This is a genomic window from Pararhizobium capsulatum DSM 1112 (assembly GCF_030814475.1).
Taxonomy (GTDB): domain Bacteria; phylum Pseudomonadota; class Alphaproteobacteria; order Rhizobiales; family Rhizobiaceae; genus Pararhizobium; species Pararhizobium capsulatum.
The window spans coordinates 228,411-247,860 of sequence record NZ_JAUSVF010000001.1 but is presented as its reverse complement, the minus strand read 5'-3'; the positions used below and the strand labels follow the sequence as shown (position 1 = coordinate 247,860).

At 60.5% G+C, this 19,450-nt stretch carries 18 protein-coding genes; 12 read left to right on the top strand and 6 right to left on the bottom strand.

The features are described 5' to 3' along the window. Positions 1 to 121 precede the first annotated feature (121 nt). From QO002_RS01150 to phnN, 11 genes are all read left to right on the top strand, one after another. Positions 122 to 1,036: an alpha-D-ribose 1-methylphosphonate 5-phosphate C-P-lyase PhnJ gene (locus QO002_RS01150; protein ID WP_307225863.1), complete on the top strand. Its 915-nt coding sequence runs from the start codon at positions 122 to 124 to the stop codon at positions 1,034 to 1,036. Beyond that, positions 1,033 to 1,803 (top strand): phosphonate C-P lyase system protein PhnK, encoded by a 771-nt coding sequence (phnK, locus tag QO002_RS01145; RefSeq protein WP_307225860.1) that lies wholly within the window; start codon positions 1,033 to 1,035, stop codon positions 1,801 to 1,803. Before QO002_RS01150 ends, phnK begins: the two co-directional genes overlap by 4 nt. A gap of 2 nt (positions 1,804 to 1,805) precedes the next feature. Beyond that, positions 1,806 to 2,513, top strand: coding sequence for a phosphonate C-P lyase system protein PhnL (phnL, locus tag QO002_RS01140; RefSeq protein WP_307225858.1), 708 nt, complete (start codon positions 1,806 to 1,808; stop codon positions 2,511 to 2,513). Next, the gene (locus QO002_RS01135; protein WP_307225856.1) at positions 2,510 to 3,127 is read left to right on the top strand and encodes a DapH/DapD/GlmU-related protein; all 618 of its coding nucleotides are present in this window, start codon (positions 2,510 to 2,512) and stop codon (positions 3,125 to 3,127) included. The genes phnL and QO002_RS01135 overlap by 4 nt, the downstream gene beginning before the upstream one ends. 142 nt (positions 3,128 to 3,269) lie before the next feature. Then, positions 3,270 to 4,112, top strand: a complete 843-nt coding sequence (gene phnC / locus QO002_RS01130; RefSeq protein ID WP_307225853.1) for a phosphonate ABC transporter ATP-binding protein — start codon at positions 3,270 to 3,272, stop codon at positions 4,110 to 4,112. Between the two features lie 92 nt (positions 4,113 to 4,204). Next, complete coding sequence (gene phnD / locus QO002_RS01125; protein ID WP_307225851.1) at positions 4,205 to 5,110, top strand: phosphonate ABC transporter substrate-binding protein; 906 nt, start codon at positions 4,205 to 4,207, stop codon at positions 5,108 to 5,110. Positions 5,111 to 5,214: 104 nt separating this feature from the next. Further along, the gene (phnE, locus tag QO002_RS01120; RefSeq protein ID WP_307225849.1) at positions 5,215 to 6,171 is read left to right on the top strand and encodes a phosphonate ABC transporter, permease protein PhnE; all 957 of its coding nucleotides are present in this window, start codon (positions 5,215 to 5,217) and stop codon (positions 6,169 to 6,171) included. A 9-nt stretch (positions 6,172 to 6,180) separates the two neighbouring features. Next, complete coding sequence (gene phnE / locus QO002_RS01115; RefSeq protein WP_307225847.1) at positions 6,181 to 7,698, top strand: phosphonate ABC transporter, permease protein PhnE; 1,518 nt, start codon at positions 6,181 to 6,183, stop codon at positions 7,696 to 7,698. Positions 7,699 to 7,796: 98 nt separating this feature from the next. After that, positions 7,797 to 8,504 carry a DUF1045 domain-containing protein gene (locus QO002_RS01110; RefSeq protein ID WP_307225845.1) on the top strand — a complete coding sequence of 236 codons (708 nt, stop codon included), beginning with the start codon at positions 7,797 to 7,799 and terminating at the stop codon, positions 8,502 to 8,504. Between the two features lies 1 nt (position 8,505). Next, positions 8,506 to 9,645 carry an alpha-D-ribose 1-methylphosphonate 5-triphosphate diphosphatase gene (locus tag QO002_RS01105; protein WP_307225843.1) on the top strand — a complete coding sequence of 380 codons (1,140 nt, stop codon included), beginning with the start codon at positions 8,506 to 8,508 and terminating at the stop codon, positions 9,643 to 9,645. Further along, positions 9,645 to 10,217, top strand: a complete 573-nt coding sequence (gene phnN, locus QO002_RS01100) for a phosphonate metabolism protein/1,5-bisphosphokinase (PRPP-forming) PhnN (RefSeq protein ID WP_307225841.1) — start codon at positions 9,645 to 9,647, stop codon at positions 10,215 to 10,217. Before QO002_RS01105 ends, phnN begins: the two co-directional genes overlap by 1 nt. Here phnN and QO002_RS01095 read toward each other — a convergent pair. The 6 genes from QO002_RS01095 to hglS form a co-directional block, all read right to left on the bottom strand. Continuing rightward, a complete protein-coding gene (locus QO002_RS01095) occupies positions 10,212 to 11,204 on the bottom strand; it encodes a lysophospholipid acyltransferase family protein (protein WP_307225839.1) in 993 nt (330 codons plus the stop codon). The two genes, phnN and QO002_RS01095, sit on opposite strands and share 6 nt — an antisense overlap. A gap of 2 nt (positions 11,205 to 11,206) precedes the next feature. After that, entirely contained in the window at positions 11,207 to 12,622 is a 1,416-nt protein-coding gene (locus tag QO002_RS01090) for a cytochrome P450 (RefSeq protein ID WP_307225837.1), read from the bottom strand. A gap of 152 nt (positions 12,623 to 12,774) precedes the next feature. Beyond that, complete coding sequence (locus tag QO002_RS01085) at positions 12,775 to 14,007, bottom strand: pyridoxal phosphate-dependent aminotransferase (RefSeq protein ID WP_307225835.1); 1,233 nt, start codon at positions 14,005 to 14,007, stop codon at positions 12,775 to 12,777. 14 nt (positions 14,008 to 14,021) lie between these two features. Then, entirely contained in the window at positions 14,022 to 15,554 is a 1,533-nt protein-coding gene (gene amaB, locus QO002_RS01080) for an L-piperidine-6-carboxylate dehydrogenase (RefSeq protein WP_307225833.1), read from the bottom strand. Between the two features lie 40 nt (positions 15,555 to 15,594). Then, entirely contained in the window at positions 15,595 to 17,013 is a 1,419-nt protein-coding gene (locus QO002_RS01075; protein ID WP_307225831.1) for an FAD-binding oxidoreductase, read from the bottom strand. A gap of 9 nt (positions 17,014 to 17,022) precedes the next feature. Beyond that, positions 17,023 to 18,423 (bottom strand): 2-oxoadipate dioxygenase/decarboxylase HglS, encoded by a 1,401-nt coding sequence (gene hglS / locus QO002_RS01070; protein ID WP_307225829.1) that lies wholly within the window; start codon positions 18,421 to 18,423, stop codon positions 17,023 to 17,025. A gap of 116 nt (positions 18,424 to 18,539) precedes the next feature. Between hglS and QO002_RS01065 the strand changes: the two genes are divergently transcribed. Then, positions 18,540 to 19,433 carry a LysR family transcriptional regulator gene (locus QO002_RS01065; RefSeq protein WP_307225827.1) on the top strand — a complete coding sequence of 298 codons (894 nt, stop codon included), beginning with the start codon at positions 18,540 to 18,542 and terminating at the stop codon, positions 19,431 to 19,433. Positions 19,434 to 19,450: the final 17 nt, after the last annotated feature.

The window sequence follows — 19,450 nt, the reverse complement described above, 5'->3', positions numbered from 1 at the left end:
GCGATATTCGCCATGCCAGTAGGCGAACCACACGCCGATCCCCGCCAGAACGGCCAGGCATATGGCAACAAGGCTTCCACTGTCCATCTCATGGCTCCTTTCTTGCGGAGGGCAACGCGATATGCGCGATAACGTTCCCGAGACCGATGGTCTCGCATCCTATAACTTTGCCTATCTGGACGAGCAGACGAAGCGGATGATCCGCCGCGCGATCCTCAAGGCGATTGCCATTCCGGGCTATCAGGTGCCCTTCGCCTCGCGTGAAATGCCCATGCCTTACGGTTGGGGTACCGGCGGCGTTCAGGTCACCGCTGCGATCCTTGGACCGGACGATGTCCTGAAGGTCATCGATCAGGGCGCTGATGATACCACCAACGCTGTTTCGATCCGCGCGTTCTTCCAGAAGGTTGCCAACGTTGCGGTAACGACGAAGACCGGTGAGGCGACGATCATCCAGACGCGCCATCGCATTCCGGAGGGAACGTTGAAGGAAGGGCAGACCCTGGTCTACCAGGTGCCTATACCCGAGCCACTGCGCTTTCTGGAGCCGCGGGAGACCGAAACCCGCAAGATGCATGCGCTGGAAGAATATGGCCTCATGCATGTGAAGCTCTATGAGGATATCGCCCGCAACGGTCGTATCGCCACGACCTACGCCTATCCGGTCAAGGTCGAAGGCCGTTACGTCATGGACCCATCGCCGACGCCGAAGTTCGATAATCCCAAGATGCATCGGTCGGAAGCGCTCCAGCTTTTCGGCGCCGGGCGTGAAAAACGCATCTATGCGGTGCCTCCCTATACGGACGTCGTCAGCCTCGATTTCGAGGACCATCCCTTCGAGGTTCAGCAGTTCGACAAACCCTGCGCGCTTTGCGGCGCCGAGCATGTCTATCTCGATGAGGTGGTGCTCGACGACAAGGGCGGACGCATGTTTGTCTGTTCCGATACCGATCATTGCGAAGACCGCAGGGAGCATGGTCATGCCGGTTCCATGCTCGCCAGCCCAATGTCTGCCGAGAAGGAGGCCGCAGAATGACACCGCTTCTCAAAGTCAAGGACGTCTCGAAATTCTACGGCAGCCGGGTCGGTTGCCGGAATGTTTCCTTCGAGCTCTGGCCCGGTGAAGTGCTGGCCATCGTCGGTGAATCCGGCTCCGGAAAGACGACGCTTCTGTCGTGTCTCTCCACGCGGCTGATGCCGACATCCGGCACGGTCGAATATCACATGCGTGATGGGCAATATCGCGATCTGGCCCGGATGGGCGAGGCCGAGCGCCGCTTCCTGATGCGCACCGACTGGGGTTTCGTTCACCAGAACCCGGCCGATGGCCTGCGCATGACGGTTTCAGCCGGCGCCAATGTCGGCGAACGGCTGATGGCGGTCGGTGACCGTCATTATGGGCGTATTCGCGAAACGGCCATCGACTGGCTGCGCCGGGTGGAAATCGATGAGGACCGCATTGACGATCAGCCGCGGGCCTTCTCCGGCGGCATGCGCCAGCGCCTGCAGATCGCCCGCAATCTTGTGACATCGCCGCGCCTCGTCTTCATGGATGAACCGACAGGCGGGCTCGACGTCTCCGTCCAGGCAAGGCTTCTCGATCTCGTACGCGGTCTTGTCCAGGATCTCGGCCTGTCGGCGATCATCGTTACCCATGATCTCGCTGTTGCGCGGCTCCTGTCGCACCGGATGATGGTGATGAAGGATGGCGTCGTCATCGAGCAGGGCCTGACCGATCGCGTGCTCGACGATCCGCGCGAGCCCTATACCCAGCTTCTCGTTTCCTCGATCCTGCAGGTGTAATCATGGCCACTCCCCTGGTCGTTTCCGACGTCGCAAAAAGCTTCACCATGCATCTGCGCGATGGTATCCGCCTGCCGGTCGTGTCGGCCGTCTCCTTCTCCGTGAAAAAGGGTGAATGCGTCGTTCTTGGCGGGCCTTCGGGCGTCGGCAAGAGCTCGATCCTGAAAATGCTCTACGGCAATTACGGCGTTGATGCCGGACAAATCCTCATTGAGCACAACGGCCAGCTCGTCGATCTCGCCAGTGCTGCGCCGCGCGCGGTGCTGGAGGTCCGGCGCGATACGCTTGGGTATGTCAGCCAGTTCCTGCGGGTCGTCCCGCGTGTTTCGGCACTCGACGTCGTTGCCGAACCGTTGGTCGCCCGTGGTGTCGCTCAAATCGAAGCGCGTGAACGTGCTGCCGACCTTCTTGCCCGGCTTAACCTGCCGAAAGAACTCTGGCAGCTGCCGCCTGCGACCTTCTCGGGTGGTGAGCAGCAGCGTGTCAATATCGCCCGAGGCTTCATTACCGACCACACGGTCCTGTTGCTCGATGAGCCGACGGCATCGCTCGATGCCCGCAACCGCGCTGTCGTGGTCGAGATGATCGCGGCCAAGAAGGTAGCTGGCGTGGCCCTGCTCGGTATTTTCCACGACGAGGAAGTGCGTGACGCGGTCGCCGATCGCATCATCGATGTCTCGGCCTTTTCACCACGAAAGGTTGCGGCATGAGCACCAAGCTTTCTGAAGCCCCGCTCATCCATCCGAGCGCGCGCGTGGTCGATTGCACGATCGGCCGCTACACCGAAATTGCCGAGCGTTGCCGTATCCATGAAGCCGAGATTGGCGATTATTCCTACATCATGGAGGATGGCTCGGTCTGGTGCGCGACCATTGGCAAATTTGCCAACATCGCCTCCTCGGTCCGGATCAATGCCACCAATCATCCCGTCTGGCGGGCGACGCTGCATCATTTTACTTACCGGGCTAAAGATTATTGGCCGGATGCGGATATGGATGATGATTTTTTCGCCTGGCGGCGGGGAAACCGGGTCGTCATCGGCCATGATGTCTGGATCGGTCACGGTGCAACCATCCTGCCCGGCGTTTCCGTCGGCAATGGTGCCGTGATCGGCGCAGGCGCGGTTGTCTCGAAGGATGTGGCCCCCTACACCATCGTCGGTGGTGTCCCGGCCCGTCTCATCCGCGAGCGCTTCGGCGCCGACATTGCAACGCGCTTTGAAAAGCTCGCCTGGTGGGACTGGGATCACGCCCGCCTTCGCACGGCTCTCGACGACTTTCGTATGCTCGATGCGGATGCTTTCCTTGTTCGACACAATGCCTGAGTTTTCCCCCGCAACCGCCTGCCGTGAAAGGGATTGTGGAGTGTTATCGAAACGACATGAAACTGACATTCCCGCTTCATCAAGTGCCTGTAAGGCAAGTGTCGTACCGATGACGGTATCGCCGCTTGAAGGACGAGTGCCCATGTTCCAGTTGAAGAACGTAACCCGCCAGTTCGGCAAGAAGACTGCCGTCAGCTCGGTTACCTTCGACATCCCTCCGGGCCAGATGGTCGGCATTATCGGTCGCTCCGGTGCCGGTAAATCGACGCTGTTGCGTATGATCAACCGGCTGTGCGATCTGACCTCCGGCTCGATCCATTTCGGTGATATCGAGGTGTCGCGACTACGAGGTTCGGCGCTTCGCCACTGGCAGCGTGATTGCGCGATGATCTTTCAGCAGTTCAATCTGGTGCCGCGCCTTGATGTGCTTACCAATGTCCTGCTCGGCCGGCTCAATCATCGCTCCACGGTGCTCAGCATCCTCAACATGTTTACTCGCGAGGAGCGGATCATGGCGATCGGCGCGCTGGAGCGTCTGGGCATCGAGCAGGTGGCATTGCAGCAGGCGGGTACACTTTCGGGCGGCCAGCAACAGCGTGTTGCGATTGCCCGTGCCCTGATGCAGCAGTCACGGATGCTGCTTGCCGACGAACCGATTGCATCGCTCGATCCGCTCAACGCCAAGATCGTCATGGACGCGCTGCGCGATATCAACGAGCGCGACGGCATCACCGTCGTCACCAACCTGCATACGCTGGATACGGCGCGCAATTACTGTGAGCGCATTATCGGCATGGCCCATGGCCGCGTCGTCTTCGACGGCAAGCCAGGGGAGCTGACGTCAGCTGCGGTCAGCGAAATCTACGGTGGCGGTGCCGAAATCGAGGAATCGATGACCTCCACCAGCATCAATATTCCGGCAGCCGCGCTGCAGGACAACACGGAATCCGCCGGCCTCAAGCCGCTGGTACTGACCGGTCTCTGACACCGGCCTGAAGGATCGAGAGCCCGCGTCAAGGGCAAGCCATCGCAACAAAACGTGACCCGGCGCAGCCGGGCCAACAGGAGACGTTTGTCATGCTGAAGAAAATCCTCATGGGCGCTGTTGCCCTTACCGCCCTCGTCGGCCACGTCCAGGCCGAAGACCTCAAGGAATTCCGCGTCGGTATCATCGGCGGCGAAAACGAAGCCGACCGTCTGCGCAACTACCAGTGCCTGGGCGACCACCTGAAGACCACGCTCGGTGTCGAAAAGGTCTCGTTCTTCCCGGCTGCCGATTATGACGGTGTTATCCAGGGCCTGCTCGGTGGCACGCTCGATTATGCCGAACTCGGCGCTTCCGGCTTTGCCAAGATCTACCTCGCCAAGGCCGACGCCGTCGAGCCGATCCTGACCACCGTCCAGACCGACGGCTCGACCGGCTATCACTCGATCATGATTGCCCGCAAGGATTCCGGCATCACCAAGCTGGAAGACCTCAAGGGCAAGAAGCTCGGCTTTGCTGATCCGGATTCGACGTCCGGTTATCTGGTTCCGCTCGTCACGCTGCCGGAAGCAATCGGCGCCCCGGTCAAGGAATATTTTGCTGAGACCGGCTTCGGCGGCGGTCATGAAAACCTCGTCCTCGAAGTGCTGAAGGGCACCTTCGACGCCGGCACGACCTTCGGTTCGGGTGTTGGCGAGTGGAAGGATGGCTACACGTCCGGCAACCTGCACAAGATGGTCGAAAAAGGCCTTCTCAACATGAACGACATCGTCGAGCTGTGGAAGTCGCCGCTGATCCCGAACGGCCCGATCGTCGTTCGCACATCGATGGACCAGGACATGAAGACGAAGTTCAAGCAGTTCATGCTCGACCTGCCGAAGACAGACGCTGCCTGCTTCTCGGCTGTCATGGGCGGTGACTTCACCGGCTTCACCGAAGTCAACGTCGACTTCTACAAGCCGATCATCGATGCCCGCAAGGCAACGATCGGCGGCTGATCTTAAAGCGCATCTGACGCCGGCCGGCTTGCTGGCCGGCGTTCCCTTTTCCTGGCGTTTCGCATTGATGCGGGACAGCCCGAAACCGTCGGAGACAACGCGGCATGTCCGTGCTTTCAACACAGCTGAGCCCAAGTGGCGCCCTCGTCGAGCGACACTGGCAGGAGCTCAGCCGTCACCGCCGGATCTATACGTTTTTGGGGCTTCTGGTGCTTGGCCTAGCTTTGTCGGGCTCGCTGTGGTTTGCAAACGAGACCAATGCCGGCAAATTCTTCGATCGGCTGCCGCATTTCTTCGATTTCGTCGGCGATCTCGTGCCGCGTGACGGCCTGGAGATCGCGCGCGCCATGTTCGACCTCCCCTCGCCCTATGACGACGGCAGTTTCAAATACAATTATCCCGAAGGCCGGCTCTATCTGACCGATACGATCTATGTGCCCGAATATTTCCACAAGATGCTGGAAACGCTGAACATTGCGATCTTTTCGACGATCATCGGCATGTTCTTCGGCTTCATCCTCTGCTTCTTTGCTGCGCGCAATCTGATGCCCAATCCCATCATTCGCGGCGTTGTCCGTCGGTTGATGGAAATTCTCCGGGCCTTTCCGGAGGTGGTGATCGCAGGCTTTTTCCTGGCGATCCTGTCTCTCGGGCCGATCCCTGCGATCATCGCCGTGTCGATCCACACGGTGGGTGCGCTTGGCAAGCTGTTCTTCGAAGTGGTCGAAAATGCAGACATGAAGCCGGAGGAGGGTCTGCGCGCCGCCGGTGGTAACTGGATCGAGCGTGTGTGGTTCGGCATCGTGCCGCAGGTGCTGCCGAACTTCATGAGCTATTTCCTGTTGCGGCTGGAGATCAATGTCAGGGCGTCGACGATCATCGGTGCTGTCGGCGGCGGGGGTATAGGCGAGCTGCTGCGGCTTTCGATCGGCCAGGGACATGAGGCGAAGACGCTGGCGATCGTGCTGCTTCTGTTTTCGACAATTATTGTCGTCGATCAGTTTTCCGCCTGGCTGCGTCGTCGCCTTGTTGGCGACCAGGCCTTTCAGCTTGCCCAGTAGGAGCGTGTCATGAGCGGTAACCCGATGATGAGCATGGCCGAAATGGAGGCAATTGCCGCCCGGCATCCGGCGCTTGTGGAGGGCTCGAACCGCAACAGGAAGCGGACCGCCCTGCTCTGCCTGGGGCTTGCGCTCTACATGATCTACGGCTGGTGGTTCTTCGCCATCGGCCATGTGCTTGGCAATGCCAACTGGAACATCGCCGGCAGCTATCTCGCAGACTGGGTGTCCTACGAAGTCCGGCCCGATATCCGTATTTCCTCGGATGGGACGATGCAGGTCGTTTATCCGCGCTACTCGCCGCTCGGTCCGAACGCTGCTCCCGATTGGGTCAGGCTGGACAAGGCGACCGTGACGCGCACGGAAGATGTGCCACAAGCTTCCGTGAAGCCTGCGACCCCCGCAAAGAAAAGCTCGGCCTTCAGCTTCATGGCGCCGGACGCGGCTCTGGGAACCGCTGTGCAGGCCGAGGAGGCAAAGCCAGTGACCCGTACGGAAGAGGTCGTGACCCGCGCCGAGGTCAGCTTCAACGCGAGCACCCGCATCGCCGTCAGCGACCGCAAGGCAGTGGCAACCCATGGCGGCGAGACACTTCTGATCCGGCTTGACCGGCCGGGCGAGGTGACAGCGGAAGGGCCGTTGCCCGGCTGGGCAACGCAGAGACATCCCGGCGAGAAAATCACGCTTGCCTTCGGCCCGACCGGCTGGGCGGATGTCGATGCGGAGAAGATCAGCATCCACAATCGTTTCCTGGGATGGGCGAATTTCATCTTCGATACCAATTCCCCCTTCTTCGGAAAATCGACGGCCGAGGTTTTCCATCTGATCACGAGCGGCGAGCGGATCGATCCGGCTCAATCGAACCTGTCACTCGCCTGGGACAATATCCTTTACAATTCCGAATGGCAGCATCTCGATGTCTGGACCAAGCTGCTGCAGACAATCGTCATGGCCTTTGTCGGAACGCTGTTCGCATCTCTCATCGCCTTTCCGCTCTGCTTTCTGGCGGCGCGCAACATCACGCGCAACGGTATCCTCAATCAGGTAACGAAGCGCTTCTTCGACTTCCTGCGGTCCGTCGACATGCTGATCTGGGCATTGTTCTTTACCCGCGCTTTCGGTCCGGGGCCGCTCGCCGGTATGTCCGCCATCTTCTTCACCGACACCGGCACGCTCGGGAAGCTCTATTCGGAAGCACTGGAAAATATCGACGACAAGCAGCGTGAGGGTGTCAAATCGGTTGGCGCCGCGCCGCTTGCCGTGCAGCGTTATGGTGTGTTGCCACAGGTCCTGCCGGTTTTTGCGAGCCAAGCGCTCTATTTCTGGGAATCGAACACCCGGTCGGCGACGATCATCGGGGCGGTGGGCGCCGGTGGTATAGGTCTGAAGCTCTGGGAGGCGATGCGTACCAATTCCGACTGGGAAAACGTTGCCTATATGGTGGTGCTCATCCTCATCGTCGTCTTCATTTTCGACGGCGTTTCGAATCTGTTACGGTCCCGCCTCATGGGACGAAGGGGGCACTAAAAAACTGGCCCCATCGCCCGGGCACCACGAGAATGTCACGGAAACGGAATAGCGACGCGGGTTCGCATGACGCCCGGGTCCACTCAAGGAATTGACGCTTGCGCTACGCATTGTACTTCACGCCACCTGCTGACGACCCGCTGACCCTGTCGGCTGCGACCTGGCTCGGCCGCGATGCCTTTATCGACGGCAGTGTCGCCATGCCGGCGGTAGAAGGATTCGATGCGCAGGAGTTGAAGCAGCTGACGGCTGATCCACGCCGCTACGGTTTCCATGCGACGGTAAAGGCGCCGTTTTCGCTGGCGGACGGCCGTAGCGAAAGCGAGCTTTTGCAAGCGCTCGATGAATTTTCAGCGGAATGCGCCTCGTTCGATATTCCTGATATCGTCGTCGGCCAGCTCGGCTCGTTCTTTGCGCTGGTTCCGGCTGAACCCTGCGACGCGCTCCAGATTTTTGCAGCAGAAACGGTTCGGCGTTTCGAACCGTTTCGCGAGCCGCTTTCTGCCGAAGACATTGCGCGGCGAAATCCCGAAGCGCTCCCGCCCAGCCAGCGCACCAACCTGCAGACATGGGGTTATCCCTATGTGTTCGACGATTTCCGTTTTCACATGACGCTTACTGGTCCCGTTCCGGAAGACCGTCAGGCGCCGATGCGTCAAGCGCTCAATCGGGCTTTTGCCGGGTTTGTCGGCAGACCGTTGCCGATCACGACACTTGCGCTCTTCGTCGAGCCACGGCGCGGCGCGCCATTTACCGTTCACTCCCTCATGCCGCTTGGCGGCGCAGCGACACGAAAGACTGCTTGATATGGCCACCGAACAGATTTTCTCCAACGCAAACATTGTTCTCGAAGACGAGATCGTCAAAGGCTCGGTCGTCGTTCGGGATGGCAAGATCGCAGAGATTTCCGAAGGCCCGAGCACTGTCGGTGAGGATTTCGAAGGCGACTATCTTATTCCCGGCCTCGTTGAACTGCACACAGACCATCTGGAAGCGCATTATTCGCCACGCCCAGGCGTCCGCTGGCTGAAGACGGCGGCCATTCAGGCGCACGACGCCCAGGTCGTCACGTCGGGCATCACCACGGTGTTCGATTGCCTGCGCATGGGATCCGATGAGGATGGGGGTTTTGAAAAGGGCGAGATGCGGGCGATGGCCGATGCGCTGGCCCAGGCTGCGCGCGAAAACAGGCTGCGCGCGGATCACCGCATCCATCTGCGCTGCGAAGTTTCGACCGACAACGTGCTTGAGCATTTCGAGGAGTTCGAAAACGATCCCCAGGTCGGCCTCGTTTCGCTGATGGATCATGCGCCCGGCCAGCGCCAGTTCCAGACGATGGAGCAGTACACGTTTTACTACAAGACGAAGCGTGGCCTGTCGGACGAGGCTTTCGCGGCCTTCGTCGCGCGGCAGCAGGCGCTCTCGGCCCGGTATGCCGCTCCCCATCGCACGGAGATTGCCCGTGCCTGTCACGAACGCGGTATCGCCATTGCCAGCCATGATGATGCGACCCTCGACCATGTCGATGAATCGGTGAATTTTGGTGTGCGCCTTGCCGAGTTCCCGACAAGCTTCGAGGCTGCGGAAGCCTCCCATGCAGCAGGGCTCAGTGTATTGATGGGTGCGCCCAATATCGTCCGTGGCAAATCCCATTCCGGCAATATCGCCGCCCGTGATCTTGCCGCGCGCGGTGTGCTCGATGTTCTTTCCTCCGATTATGTCCCTTTTAGCCTGATCCATGCGCCCTTCGTGCTTTCCGATGAACTCGAAACCGTCAGCCTGCCGCAGGCGCTGGCCATGGTGACGGCCACTCCGGCCCGCACTGTTGGACTGAATGATCGTGGTTGTATCGCAGAGGGCTTGCGTGCCGATCTCGTTCGTGTCGAGCGGCATGAAGGCGTGCCGATCGTGCGCGCGGTCTGGCGTGAAGGCCGGCGGGTGGCGTGATGTCGGGAGAACATTCCGACGGCACGCTTGTCGTTGTCGTCGGGCCGAGCGGCGCCGGCAAGGACAGCGTCATAAACTTCGCCCTCGATCGCCTTTCCGGCCTCGCCGTGCATCGCGTTCGCCGGGTTATCACCCGCGCGGGGGAAGCCGGCGGCGAGGATCATGAGGCGATTTCGCCGGGGGGATTTGAGGCCCGGCTCGCCCAAGGCGGTTTTGCGGTTTCATGGTCCGCGCATGGTCTGAGTTACGGTATTCCTGCCGATACCCTCGTCCGATTGCGGCAAGGGCAGATCCTGATAGCCAATGGCAGCCGGCACGCGCTCGATCATTTTCGCGCGAAATTTGCCCGGATAAGGATCGTCAACATCGTCGCCTCGCCGGAAGTTTTGGCCAAGCGTCTGGTGACGCGGGGCCGTGAAAGCGAGCAGGAGATTCTCGCGCGGCTGCAGCGGCGGGTGCCGGATCTGCTTGACGAGCCGGATGTGATCACCATTGACAACAGCGGCTCGATCGAGATCGCTGGCGAACGCTTGGCAGCGTTGGTCGCAGAGCTTCGGCAACCCGTTCTATAGGGAGTTGTCGAGAAAATACCATTGATCGAGATGGGCGCGAATGACCGGCTCGATTGCGGCATTAAGGAGAACCACATCCTCGATCAGCCTATCGCCGGGCGTTTCTTCTGGCGGCAGAACGATCGGCGGCAGGGCGGTAGCCTCGAAATTGGCGCCGTTGGTGCGCAGGATGTAGCCTGGGCAGATCGTTGCATTGGTCATCCGAGCAAGACGGGTGACGATCGCGATGTTGCCTTCGAGATGTGGTGGCCGCCCGAGAAAGGGTCCCCGAATCTTCCCGCCGAACCCTTCGTCGCAAAAGATCGATATCACGCCGCCACCTTTGAGGATCTTGAGCGCGGGTCGAATACCGTCCTTGCCGGGTGGCATCAGCCGATAACCGAGCTTGATGCGCAGGCGGTCGGCGATCCAGGCGCGTGCCCGGCCAGTGGGCGGGGTGTAGTTGGCGGATGGCTCGAAGCCGAGTTCGACGAGTTTCGGTCCGAGGATTTCCCAGTTTCCAAGATGCAGGCCGACCATGATGACCGGTCCCTTGCGCTTGGCTTCGACAATCCAGTCGACATTGTTCCACACCACGCGTTTCGATGGCTTGGAAAGGCGGCCGATGATGGAAAACTCCGTCATCAGCCGGCCCTGATTTTTCATATTGCGTTTCAGGATCGCCGCGCGTTCCTCGTCCGAGGCGTTGGGCAGCAGCTGCTTGAGATTGCGATCGGCCTTCCTCAGGGCACCCTTGTGCCAGCGCGGCATGACAAACGCGCCAAGCCATGCACCGATGGCCGAGCACAGGTCGATCGGAAGCAGCTTCAGGCCGAAATGGGTGGCGAACTCGGCGGCATTCTGGATATTGTCCTTTACATGATATTTGAAGGCGGCCTGCCGCCGCTCCGTGTCCCGGAAGAAATCCGAAACCGGCGGGGCTGGTGGTGCCTCATAAACCCAGGCCTGTCTCTTCTTCGCGACGACGTTCTGTTTTTCCGGTGCCATGGTCAGGCCTTTCCGCGGCGATGAAGAGTGACAGGTAAACCGCTGCGCGGCCTGAGCGTGAGGCGGCATTGTGGTTCGACCTTGAGATCATCTGCCACACGGATGCGGAAGCGCTGCGCCAGAACGGCCAGGCAGAGAATGGCCTCGTTAAGGCCGAACTGCAGGCCCGGGCAGACGCGAGGACCGGCGGCAAACGGGATATAGCTGTAGGGGATCGGGCGCTTGTCGCCCAGGAAGCGTTCCGGCTTGAAAAGGTGGGCGTCCTTGAAGAAGGCTTCCGTGCGATGGAGAAGCCACGGCACGATCAGCACCAGAGACGCCGGCTTGATATCAACATCGCCAATGCGGTCGGCTTCGGTTGCCTGGCGGGCCAGGATCGGCACGGGCGGATAGAGCCTCAGCGTCTCCTCGATGACCGCACGACACCAGTCGAGCGCCGGCAAGTCCTCCATTGTCGGCGTGCGGTCGCCACAGACCCGGGAAAGTTCATCGTGCACGGCCTTTTCAACCCAGGGCGCGCGCGACAGAAGATACCAGGCCCAGGTGAGAGTAGCCGCCGTGGTCTCATGCCCCGCCATGAAGATCGTCGCCGCTTCATTTCGAAGCGCAACAACGTCGAGCTTCAGTTCGGGATTGCGCTGCTGGCGGCGTACCAGAAGCTCCACCATCGACTGATCGTCGCCGCGGCCGGCAAGATGGTCCTCAACCACCTTATCGATGATGCCATGGATACGGGAAACGGAGCGACGAAGTTTGGGCGTGCGCAGAACCGGCAGACCGTCATCGAAACCGAGGAAATAGCCGAGATTGATCGAGTCGATCAGCGACTGGTAGCTCTCGAAACCCTGGGAAACGGCATTTGCTGCCTCTTCACCGAGATCGTTGCCAAAGACGCTACGCGAGATGATTTCTGCCGTAAGGCCGGCCATCTCGTAGAGAACGTTGACCCCAGCGCCGTCCGGCAGCGCGCTCCAGCGCTCCACCATCTCATTCGCCGTCTTTTCCATGATCTTGCCGAAGACCGGCAGGCGGTTCTTGTGCACGATGTCGTTGACGAGCGGCCGGCGCTGTTTCCAGGTTTCGCCATCGGAAATGAACAGGCCATCACCTAGAAGAAACTCAAGCGCGCGGCGCATCTGCGGTGTCTTGCGCTCGAAATTCTCGTGACGCTTTGCGACGACATAGCGGATCGCATCCGGCGAATTGACGAGAACGAGCTGCCGGCCCAGCAGCTTGATGGAGGTAACCTGATCGGCATAGTCGGTCTTGCGCCAGATCGACAGAAAATCGTGCCGGGCCTGCAGGATCAGGCGCAGAGGGTTGGGTTTTCCCCTGTAGAAGTTTGCATGGGCCGGTTCGAGCGTATCGTTCTGCCGCTTTTCGATGATGTCTGTCGATGGACGCAAATTGCGGAACATGAACGATCGGCCCTGGTTCAACGCACCGCGCGGTTACCGCGGGCTGGACAACCCGGATAGCAGCAAATTCGGTCGCGGTACAATGCCTTGCGAAAGCAAAAGCCCCGCAAACCAGAGGCATACGGGGCTCGGGAAAAGCGTTTTGGAGAAGGTCAGGCCAGCTGGGCGCAGGCCGTGGCGATCCGCTCCAGTGCCACCTTCAGTTCCTCTTCAGATGTCGCGTAGGAAATACGGAAATAGGGGGAAAGGCCGAAGGCCGAGCCGGGCACGACGGCGACATCGGCTTCATCGAGCAGATAGGCGCAGAAGTCGCTGTCGGTGTCGATCTTGCGACCGGACGGTGCGGTCTTGCCGAGCACACCAGCACAGCCTGAGTAGGTATAGAAGGCACCTTCCGGTGTGCGGCAATCCAGACCCTCGATCGCGTTGAGGGCGGAAACCACGAGATCACGGCGCCGCTGGAAGCTCGCGGTGCGCTCTTTCAGGAACTCCTGTGGGCCATTCAGCGCCTCGACCGAAGCGGCCTGGCTGACCGAGCAGGGGCAGGACGTCGCCTGGCTCTGCACGACGGCCATGGCCTTGATCAGATCACGCGGACCTCCGGCATAGCCGATGCGCCAGCCGGTCATCGCATAGGCCTTGGACACGCCGTTGACGGTCAAGGTGCGGTTCTTCAGCTTCGGTTCTATGGCCGCCGGTGTCACGAACTTGAAGTCGTCATAGACGATGTGTTCGTACATGTCGTCGACGAGCAGCCAGACATGCGGATGGCGCAGCAGCACGTCAAGCAGCGGCCGGTAGTCGGCTTCGCTGTAGGCCGCGCCTGAGGGGTTGGACGGCGAATTGAGCATCACCCAGCGTGTCTTCGGCGTGATCGCCGCTTCCAGCTGTTCGGCCTTGAGGCGGAAACCGGCTTCGGCATCGCAGGCGATCAGCACCGGCTTGCCTTCGGCAATCTCGACGATATCGGAATAGGAGGTCCAATAGGGTGTCGGGATGATCACTTCGTCGCCGGGGTTCAGCGTCGCCATCATGGCGTTGAAGAGGATCTGCTTGGCGCCGGTCGCAACGGTGATCTCGTCAAGCGCGTAGGGCACGCCGTTCTCGCGCTCGAACTTGCCCTGGATCGCCTTCTTCAGCTCGGGAGAACCGTCAAGCGCGGTGTATTTGGTTGCGCCCGCATAGATCGCTTTGGAAGCCGCGTCCTTGATATGGTCGGGCGTATCGAAGTCGGGTTCGCCGGCACCGAGGATGATCACCAGCCGTCCCTCGCGCTTCAGAGCTTGCGCGCGAGCGCCGATCTTCAGGATCTGCGAAACCCCGATCGTCGAGATCCGCGAGGCGGGCGAAAAGCCCGCCTCCTCGATTGTTGCAGTGATGGTCATGGATGTCGCTCCGATTATTCGATGTCGAAGGACACGCCCTGTGCCAGCGGCAGGGCCTTGGAATAGTTGATGGTGTTGGTGGCGCGGCGCATATAGGCCCTCCACGCGTCCGAACCGGATTCGCGGCCGCCGCCGGTTTCCTTCTCTCCACCGAAGGCGCCGCCGATTTCAGCACCTGATGTGCCGATGTTGACATTGGCGATGCCGCAATCCGAACCGTCCGGCGACAGGAAGCGTTCGGCTTCCTGCAGGTCGAGCGTGAAGACCGACGAGGAGAGGCCGGCGCCAACAGCATTGTGATCGGCAAGGGCTGCGTCGAAGTCGCTGTACTTCATGACGTAGAGGATCGGTGCGAAGGTTTCCTCGGTGACCGGGCCGTCCTGCTTCGGCATTTCGACCAGAGCAGGCTTCACATAATAACCGTTGGCATAGCCGAGATCGACGCGCTCGCCGCCGGTGATCGCGCCGCCATGCGCCTTTGCTTCCTCAAGCGCCTTTTGCATGTTGTCGAAGGCGGCCTTGTCGACCAGCGGGCCAACCAGTGCCGACGATTCCAGCGGGTTGCCGACGGAAACGCTCTGATAGGCCTTCTTCAGGCGCGGAACGAGCTGGTCGTAGACGCTGTCGTGAACAAACAGACGACGCAGCGTCGTGCAGCGCTGGCCAGCAGTGCCCATGGCGCCGAAGGCGATGGCGCGGAGCGCCATGTCGAGATCGGCAGACGGGCAGACGATGCCGCCATTGTTGCCGCCGAGCTCGAGGATGGCGCGGGCAAAACGTTTGGCAAGGCGCGGACCGACATCGCGGCCCATGCGGGTGGAGCCGGTGGCCGAAACCAGCGGGACCTTCAGATGATCGACGAGAACTTCGCCGATGGTGCGATCCCCGATCAGAACCTGGCTCAGGCCTTCCGGCGCGTCGCCGAAGCGGGCGATGGCGCGGTCAAGGATAGCCTGCGATGCAAGGGCGGTGAGCGGGGTCTTTTCTGAGGGCTTCCAGACAACAGCGTTGCCGCAGACGATGGCCAGCGCCGTGTTCCACGCCCAGACGGCGACCGGGAAGTTGAAGGCGGAGATGACGCCGATGACGCCGAGCGGATGCCAGGTTTCCATCATGCGGTGACCGGGGCGCTCGGTTGCGATCGTCAAGCCGTAGAGCTGGCGGGAAAGGCCGACGGCGAAATCGCAGATGTCGATCATTTCCTGAACTTCGCCGAGGCCTTCCGACGGAATCTTGCCGGCTTCGAGCGAAACGAGGCGGCCAAGCTCGGTCTTGTGGGCGCGAAGCTCCTCACCAAGCAGGCGGATCAGTTCGCCACGCTTGGGGGCGGGTACGAGACGCCAGGCGCGGAAAGCGGCATCGGCTTTTTCAATCTTCGCGGCGGCTTCTGAAGCCGAAACGGTCTTCAGGCTGGCGATCTGCTCGCCGGTGACCGGCGAGAAGGAGACCATATCGCCGCCCGTATAAAGCGCCTTGTCGACGCCCAGCTTGTCGAGGAGGCTAGCGGCTTCAGCGGCGACGTTCACCGGCTTGGTTGCAATGTTCATGGTGAGCAAACTCCCGTTCTTGATTTGGATATAGAGACTGTCAGAAGCGGACCGTGCCGAGCTTTCCCGGCGAGGTGATCGACTTCAGGCCCTTGGCGAGGTCCCTGATGTGCTGATGCGTGTATTGGTCGTAGTAGGCCTGGTTCTTGCGGCCGATGGCATGTTCTGCACTGAAACTGCCGTCGAATTTTTCAACAGCGATCGAAAACACGAAATCGCGCAGGCGCTTCTCGAAATCCGGATCGGATGCTGTCGTGCTGTTTTTCGGCACGACCAGATTGAAGTGCACGCCGCCATCGCCAATATGGCCGAAATCGCAGATGGTGATTTCGGGAAAGGTGTGCGGCATTTCAGCCTTCATATGGTCGCAGAAGGCCATGATATCACCCCTGCGGAAGGAAAGATCGAAGGCGATCAGCTTTCCGAGATGTTTGACGCCTTCCGACAATGCGTGGCGCAGCGACCACATCTCCGAGGCCGGCCCGACGAAGGCGTCGGCAAGCGGAGCGTCGTCGCTCTCCCAGATTTCGCCAAGCACGGTTTCCAGAACCGCATCAAGCGACTGCTCGCCTTCACGTGGTTCCCAGGTCCGGGAAATCTCGGCGAGGATCACATAGTCCGGAATGTTTCCGCCCTGAAAAGGATTCCTCAGCGATGGCACGTGGGAAAGAGCGGCGGCGACCGCATCTTTCGACATGCCTTCGAAGGCCGAGAGATAGGCGCCGAGCCGCTCTTCCATGGCGCGCAGCAACGGCATCACATGGGCGCCGCTTGCGGGCACGAGATAGGCTGTCGCCGTCTGGCGTGGCAGACGTTCCAGGTTGATCACGCATTCGGTGACGATACCGAAGGCGCCGGATGTGCCGATGAAGATCTGTTTCCAGTCGATGCCGGTGTTGTTCTTGCGCAGGTCCGAATTGAGATCGAGCATGGTGCCAGCTTCATCGGCGAGAACGACGGTCATGCCCAGCGTGTTCTTGCGGACATCACCATATTTCAGGAAGCGCGAGCCGCCGGTGTTGGTGGCGATCATGCCACCGAGACGCGGGTCGGCACCCAGATCGATGGGGAAGAACAGGCCGTGCGGTTCAAGCCGACGGTTGATCTCCAACAGGGTGAAACCGGCGTCGAGGCGAAGCGAGCGGTTGTCAAGATCGAGATCGAAGCGTTTGGTCATGCGATCGAGGCTCAGCACGATCTGCGTGCCCGTTGCATCCGGTGTCGAGCCGGAAACGAGACCGGTGTTGCCGGATTGCGGAACAAGCGGCAGGTCGTTTTTCACGCAGTAAGCGACGACAGCCGAAACTTCTTCAGTCGTTTGCGGACGCAGGACGAGCGCCGCACGGCCCTCGTCGTAACGCGCACCCTTCTCATAGGTCGCCATATCGCTGAGATCGCAGACAAGACCCTTGTCCGAGACCAGCGCCTTCAGGGCGGCCATATGGTTTTCATTGAGCATTGACGTCCCTTATTCGGCAGCTTCAAGCTTCGACAGTGCCCGGATACAATCATCAATCGAGCCCTGCTCAATACCGGCATAGTGATCGAATTCGTTCAGAACCGTTGCTCCGAGATCGATTTCGAAACGCTGCTGGTTGGGGCTCGCAACAAATTCCTGGGCAGCATCGTCACCAAGGTTCGACTGGAAGATACCTGCGGCGCTGACCGGCAGAAAGTCTTCATAAACGATCGGGTCGAACTGTACGAGGCCGGTCGCGATCAGGCCTTCGATATCCGTGGAGGCAACGACGCCGGCGCGGCGACCTTTTTCCGTCAGCGAATAGGCAAAGTAGCCGAGGCCCTTGATGCGGATTTCGGCCCAGGTGTCAGGAAAATCGACGAAAGCCTGTTCTAGTGCCTTCTCGTATTCAGCAGCATTGGAGCCATCGGCTGCAGGACGCACGATCTTGCGGGATGCAGTGAGAAGTTCGTCATAGAGAGCGCGGCCCTTCGGCGTCAGCGCAATGCCGCGCTGCTCGATTTCCCCGAAACGGGCGGTATGGGAGCCGGCCTGCCAGCTGCCGTCTTCGGCCTGGAAGGAAACCGGCTCTTCCAAGGCCTTGAAGGACGTTTGGCGCAGCAGGATCGCGCATCTGCGCGTCGGCGGGCCTTCTACGACGGCCTTTGGCGCAATGCCGTAATCCGGCATGCGGGCCTGGATGGCGTCGATATCGAGGGTGCGCGGCGTCAGGTGGTTGATGTGCGGTCCCTTGAAGGACACGACGTCGGCGATCAGCCGGTGCGCATCGTGCAGGCGGTGGTACATGGCAGGGCTGACATTGGCCTTGTCATGCCAGCGGAACGTTTCCAGCACTTCGGATACGAAGCGATCGGCATCGACCTTGTTGAGGCCGCCGTCATGCTCGGCCTTTTCGGTCAGCGCAACGGCAAGTGGCGTGAAGATCTGGCGGCGGGACAGGATGTCCTCGGCTTCCGCACGCAACTCCATGTCATCGATGAGATCGAGGCGCAGCAGCGAGGTAAACACGCGGAACGGGTTGCGCTTCAGGGCCTCATCACCCACGGGACGGAAGGCTGTGGAGTGAACCGGGACGCCGGCGGTCGATAGATCGTAGTAGCCGACCGGGTACATGCCCATGACGGCAAAGGCGCGGCGCATCATCGAAAGTTCGGCGGGCGTGCCGAGGCGAATGGCGCCGTGGCGTTCTTCGGAGATGCGCTCCAGCGTGTCGGTGTCTTCAAGACGAGCCTTGAAAGCCGGGTCGGCAGCAAGCGTCTCGGCGTTCACGGTTGCCACAAGCTCCATCAGCGTACCGTAGGCCGGAACCTCGGTGCGGTACATGGCAGACATCGCGGCCGAGAAGGCCGAGCGGATGTCATCGGTGGAAACGAAACTATTTTCTTTCACGGCGGCACGCCTCGCATTAAGGAATACGGATGGGGTGATCATTCTCATTCAGTATCATATAGGAGCCGAATGAGCTTTGATTGCGTTCCTTGTGACTATGATCATGCGAGGTCGGAATGAAGTTGAGCAGACGGCTGGTGCCGGACATCACCACGCTCCAGGCTTTCGAATGCGCCGCACGCCATGGCAGCTTCACCCAGGCCGCGGCTGAACTGAATCTGACGCAAAGTGCTGTCAGTCGCCAGATCAAGGACCTGGAGAGCCAGATCGGCGTGCTGCTGTTCGAGCGCATCCGCCAGCGGGTGATCCTGTCCGAAGCCGGGCAGAAGTTCTTGCCCGAAGTTCGACGGTTGCTGCATCAATCCGAAGAGATGATGGTGCGCGCTATGGCATCGGCGCGCTCCGATTCGTCGCTCTCCATCGCCTCGCTGCCAACCTTCGGCAGCCGGTGGCTGACGCCCCGGCTTCCCGATTTCATCGCACGCTATCCCGGCACGGTCATCAACATTGCCTCGCGCTCGAAACCCTTCGATTTCGAGGAAGAGAATTTCGATCTTGCCATTCATTACGGTCAGCCGATCTGGGCGCATGCGACCTGCAGCTATCTCTGCAGCGAGATCATCGTGCCGGTTGCCAGCCCGCAGCTGATTGCGGCCCATCCCATGAGGGAAGCTGCAGAGCTCGAAGACAAGCCGCTGCTACACTTGGCGACGCGACCGAAGATGTGGGCGCAATGGTTCGAGCTCAACGGCAGCGAGATGAAGTCGGCCTATCGCGGCAATCGCTTCGACCAGTTTTCCATGGTCATAGAAGCGGCTGTTGCCGGTCTCGGCTTCGGGCTGGTGCCGCGCTACCTGATCGAGCAGGAACTGGCCACCGACCGGCTGCGAGTGATTTTCGATAGCCCAATGCAGACCGAAAATTCCTATTACCTCGTCGTTCCGGAAGGCAAGCTGGAGAACCCTATCACCGAGGCGTTTCGCACCTGGATCACGACCCAGGTCGAATAACCGAAACGACTGCCGGA

Excerpts from the sequence above, each read along its gene's own strand:
- phnE (WP_307225847.1), top strand. The coding sequence starts at position 6,181 with ATGAGCGGTAACCCGATGATGAGCATGGCCGAAATGGAGGCAATTGCC.
- phnK (WP_307225860.1), top strand. The coding sequence starts at position 1,033 with ATGACACCGCTTCTCAAAGTCAAGGACGTCTCGAAATTCTACGGCAGC.
- amaB (WP_307225833.1), bottom strand. The coding sequence starts at position 15,554 with ATGAACATTGCAACCAAGCCGGTGAACGTCGCCGCTGAAGCCGCTAGC.
- phnD (WP_307225851.1), top strand. The coding sequence starts at position 4,205 with ATGCTGAAGAAAATCCTCATGGGCGCTGTTGCCCTTACCGCCCTCGTC.
- QO002_RS01090 (WP_307225837.1), bottom strand. The coding sequence starts at position 12,622 with ATGTTCCGCAATTTGCGTCCATCGACAGACATCATCGAAAAGCGGCAG.
- QO002_RS01105 (WP_307225843.1), top strand. The coding sequence starts at position 8,506 with ATGGCCACCGAACAGATTTTCTCCAACGCAAACATTGTTCTCGAAGAC.
- QO002_RS01095 (WP_307225839.1), bottom strand. The coding sequence starts at position 11,204 with ATGGCACCGGAAAAACAGAACGTCGTCGCGAAGAAGAGACAGGCCTGG.
- QO002_RS01135 (WP_307225856.1), top strand. The coding sequence starts at position 2,510 with ATGAGCACCAAGCTTTCTGAAGCCCCGCTCATCCATCCGAGCGCGCGC.
- phnL (WP_307225858.1), top strand. The coding sequence starts at position 1,806 with ATGGCCACTCCCCTGGTCGTTTCCGACGTCGCAAAAAGCTTCACCATG.
- phnE (WP_307225849.1), top strand. The coding sequence starts at position 5,215 with ATGTCCGTGCTTTCAACACAGCTGAGCCCAAGTGGCGCCCTCGTCGAG.
- phnN (WP_307225841.1), top strand. The coding sequence starts at position 9,645 with ATGTCGGGAGAACATTCCGACGGCACGCTTGTCGTTGTCGTCGGGCCG.
- QO002_RS01075 (WP_307225831.1), bottom strand. The coding sequence starts at position 17,013 with ATGCTCAATGAAAACCATATGGCCGCCCTGAAGGCGCTGGTCTCGGAC.
- phnC (WP_307225853.1), top strand. The coding sequence starts at position 3,270 with ATGTTCCAGTTGAAGAACGTAACCCGCCAGTTCGGCAAGAAGACTGCC.
- QO002_RS01085 (WP_307225835.1), bottom strand. The coding sequence starts at position 14,007 with ATGACCATCACTGCAACAATCGAGGAGGCGGGCTTTTCGCCCGCCTCG.
- QO002_RS01150 (WP_307225863.1), top strand. The coding sequence starts at position 122 with ATGCGCGATAACGTTCCCGAGACCGATGGTCTCGCATCCTATAACTTT.
- QO002_RS01065 (WP_307225827.1), top strand. The coding sequence starts at position 18,540 with ATGAAGTTGAGCAGACGGCTGGTGCCGGACATCACCACGCTCCAGGCT.